Genomic DNA, 3,604 nt, shown 5'->3' with positions numbered 1-3,604 from the left:
CCCCGGCAACGTGAGCCCCCACGCCCCCTCCCGGACCGTCCAGGTCCGAGTCCGCACCGGCCCGCTGACCACCGCGTCCGCGCGGTACCGGAAATGCGCCCCCGACACGGTGATGCTCCGCGCGACAGCCTCCAGCGGCGCGGCCTCCGCCCCCACCGAGGCAGGCCGGACCTCGACCCGCGCACCGGAACCGCCGGGCGTGACCGACACGGCCTCCACCGGCTGGTCGAGGTCGACGAGGGTGACGCCGTCGACCTCGACCCGCAGCCGGGACGGCCCGGGCGGCGACGCCACCCGCGCGGGCCGCGCCGCCAGCGTCCGTACGAGCGACTGGCACGTCCGCAGCCAGGGACGCGAGGACGACTCCTCGGCAGACACCGGGGCGGCGCCCGGATGACCCGTCACCGGCGGAATCCGCAGATCCCCCAGCACGACCCCGTCACTGTCGTCCACCAGCATGTCGAGCCGCCGCTCGACCCCGTCGAGCACGGCCCGCGCGGCGGCGACGGCCCCGGTGGGCACCCCCAGCGACCACGCGAGCGACAACGCACTCCCCACCGGCACCACCGACAGCGCACATCCAGCCAACTCCCGCTGCCGGTGCAAAAGGGACACCGCCCGCAGTAACGCCCGGTCGTCCCCCACGACGACCGGCCGCCGGGACCCGCGCCGGGCCAGTGCCCGGGCGAATTCCTCGGGCCCGTCGGGGAGGCACAGTTTCACGGTCGCACCCGCGCTGAGCACGTCTTTCGCGATCCGTACCGACTCACCGTCATTGCGACGGGCGACCGGGTCGATGACCACCAGGAGCTGGTCGGAAGCCGCCACCTCGGTCATGCCTCGCTTCCTCGGGTAGCATCTTTGTGCAAGAGCCCCTTGCGCTATTGCGCCAGGGGCTTCGTCTATTCCGGGGCATCCGGTCCGACGGGTCGCGGCCAACGAAGGTCGCCGGTGTACGAGGCACACGCTGTGCCACGTACGCCCCTGACCTTGGACATGCCCCGCCCGGAAGGGGTGTACGCCTGTGCCCGCACTTGTGCTGCTCGGTGCTCAGTGGGGTGACGAAGGCAAGGGAAAGGCCACCGACCTGCTCGGTGGATCCGTGGACTACGTGGTGCGCTACCAGGGCGGCAACAACGCCGGCCATACGGTGGTCGTGGGCGATCAGAAGTACGCCCTGCACCTCCTCCCTTCCGGAATCCTCTCGCCTGAATGCACGCCGGTCATCGGAAACGGTGTCGTCGTCGACCCGTCGGTCCTGCTCTCCGAGCTGAGCGGTCTGAACGAGCGTGGCGTCGACACGTCCAAGCTGCTGATCAGCGGAAACGCTCACATCATCACGCCGTACAACGTCACCGTCGACAAGGTGACGGAACGCTTCCTCGGGAAGAGGAAGATCGGCACTACCGGCCGCGGCATCGGGCCGACGTACGCGGACAAGATCAACCGTGTCGGTATCCGCGTCCAGGACCTGTACGACGAGTCGATCCTGACCCAGAAGGTCGAGGCGGCCCTCGACGTCAAGAACCAGATCCTGACCAAGCTCTACAACCGCCGCGCGATCGCCATCGACCAGGTGGTCGAGGAGCTGCTGGGCTACGCGGCGCAGATCGAGCGGTACGTCGCCGACACCGTCCTCGTCCTCAACAAGGCGCTCGACGACGACAAGGTGGTCCTCTTCGAGGGCGGCCAGGGCACGCTCCTCGACATCGACCACGGCACGTATCCCTTCGTGACGTCGTCGAACCCGACCGCGGGCGGCGCCTGCACCGGCGCGGGCGTCGGCCCGACCAGGATCAGCCGCGTGATCGGCATCCTGAAGGCCTACACCACCCGGGTCGGCTCGGGGCCCTTCCCGACCGAGCTCTTCGACGACGACGGCGATGCCCTGCGCCGTATCGGCGGCGAGCGCGGCGTCACGACGGGCCGCGACCGCCGCTGCGGCTGGTTCGACGCGGTCATCGCCCGCTACGCGACCCGCGTCAACGGCCTGACCGACTTCTTCCTCACCAAGCTCGACGTCCTGACGGGCTGGGAGCAGATCCCGGTCTGCGTGGCGTACGAGATCGACGGCAAGCGCGTCGAGGAACTCCCCTACTCCCAGACCGACTTCCACCACGCGAAGCCGGTCTACGAGATGCTTCCCGGCTGGTCCGAGGACATCAGCAAGGCCAAGACCTTCGCGGACCTCCCGAAGAACGCGCAGGACTACGTCAAGGCGCTGGAGGAGATGTCGGGGGCGCCGATCTCGGCGATCGGTGTGGGGCCGGGGCGGGACGAGACGATCGAGATCAACTCGTTCATCTAGTCGGGCACGCGTGAGGGGCGCCCGACCGGGCGCCCCTCACGCGGTCACGGGTCAGCTCTCCTGTGCCTCCAGCAGAGCCTCGAAGTCCGTGTCGAGTGTGCAGTCGAACGGGGCGGGGATGTGGATCTTCTCGCCGAAGTCCTTGGTGAAGCGGCCCTCGTACCCCTTGGCGGACGGCGCCCACAGGACTGTGGCCTGCTCCTCCTGCATGTCAAGGATCAGGTAGACGGGGACGCCTGCCTTCCCGTAGGTCTCGACCTTGTCGGTCAGGTCGTCATCTCGGGTGGAAGGCGAGGTCAGTTCGGCGACCAAGGAGAGGGCCTCCCCGTCCAGTTTGTTGCTGTCGGTCCGGCGGACCTTCCGGTGAGCCACATGAATGTCAGGGCCGTACGCGCGCTCGGCTCCGGGGAACACGTACAGAGCAGGCGACGAGCTGATCCGATGCCCGTCGGGCAGGTGTGGACGCAGCTGATCGCAGATCAGATCCATGACGTCGAGGTAGTGCCCCTTCGACCACGGCGACACGACGATGTTCCCCCTGATGATCTCGGCGCTGTAGCCGTCCGGCACGTTCAGCTCGTCGAGGGCGTCCAGCATGCCCTCGAAGCTGTGGGGCTTGGTGCCATCTATCGTCGGTCGTTCCAGCATCACCGTCATGATGCGCCTTTCTTGCGAGGCAGGCCATTCGCTACTCAGCGTATCCGGTCGGACACGGGCCTCGCCGGGCGAGAAGCTGTTCCGCATGCCCCGCCATCACTCGCGTCACATACTGGACAAAAGGGGTGTAGTTGCCTAGCTCGAATCCCCGTACCGTGAAAGGTGTATGCGATGCGCGTCATGCTCAGGGCCACTCTGGACACCGAGAAGTCGAGCGAGGCCATCAAGGCCGGTCGGCTGCCGGATGTGATCAAGGGGGTCATGGACAAGATCAAGCCGGAAGCCGCCTACTTCATGCCCAACGAAGGGCAGCGTTCCTGCGTGTTCGTCTTCGACATGCAGGACAGCTCGGAACTGCCGGTTCTCGCCGAGCCCTTCTTCCTCCAGCTCGGCGCCAGGATCGAGGTTTCCCCGGTCATGAACCTCGACGATCTGCAGAAGGGACTGTCGGGATTGTCTGCCGCTGGGTAACCGGTCGGCCCCGAGCCCCGTCAGCTGAATATGATCATCGAGCCCTGTGCGAGGCTGCGCGTCGCCGCCGCGTGCAGGCCCAGCCAGACGTGCCGCTCCCGCGCGAAGGGGCTCGAGTCGAAGGGAGCGGGGGCGGCCGGTTCCTCCAGGGCCGTGGGGGCCATGGGG

The 3,604-nt window shown here is 67.9% G+C and carries 4 protein-coding genes; 2 read left to right on the top strand and 2 right to left on the bottom strand.

The features are described from left to right. Window positions 1-837: diacylglycerol kinase family protein (locus G5C60_RS49955; RefSeq protein WP_165270845.1), on the bottom strand; the 837-nt coding region annotated here is incomplete at its 3' end. Window positions 838-1,024: 187 nt separating this feature from the next. On the opposite strand from G5C60_RS49955, the gene G5C60_RS49950 reads away from it, so the two are divergent. Continuing rightward, the gene (locus G5C60_RS49950; protein WP_165270843.1) at window positions 1,025-2,308 is read left to right on the top strand and encodes an adenylosuccinate synthase; all 1,284 of its coding nucleotides are present in this window, start codon (window positions 1,025-1,027) and stop codon (window positions 2,306-2,308) included. A 51-nt stretch (window positions 2,309-2,359) separates the two neighbouring features. Here the strand turns inward: G5C60_RS49950 and G5C60_RS49945 are convergent, their stop codons facing one another. Then, window positions 2,360-2,965 carry a Uma2 family endonuclease gene (locus tag G5C60_RS49945; RefSeq protein ID WP_165270841.1) on the bottom strand — a complete coding sequence of 202 codons (606 nt, stop codon included), beginning with the start codon at window positions 2,963-2,965 and terminating at the stop codon, window positions 2,360-2,362. A gap of 171 nt (window positions 2,966-3,136) precedes the next feature. On the opposite strand from G5C60_RS49945, the gene G5C60_RS49940 reads away from it, so the two are divergent. Next, entirely contained in the window at window positions 3,137-3,436 is a 300-nt protein-coding gene (locus G5C60_RS49940; RefSeq protein WP_165270839.1) for a DUF3303 family protein, read from the top strand. Window positions 3,437-3,604: the final 168 nt, after the last annotated feature.

Source organism: Streptomyces scabichelini, from assembly GCF_011045015.1.
GTDB lineage: Bacteria > Actinomycetota > Actinomycetes > Streptomycetales > Streptomycetaceae > Streptomyces > Streptomyces scabichelini.
This window is presented reverse-complemented; position numbering and strand designations above follow the sequence as displayed.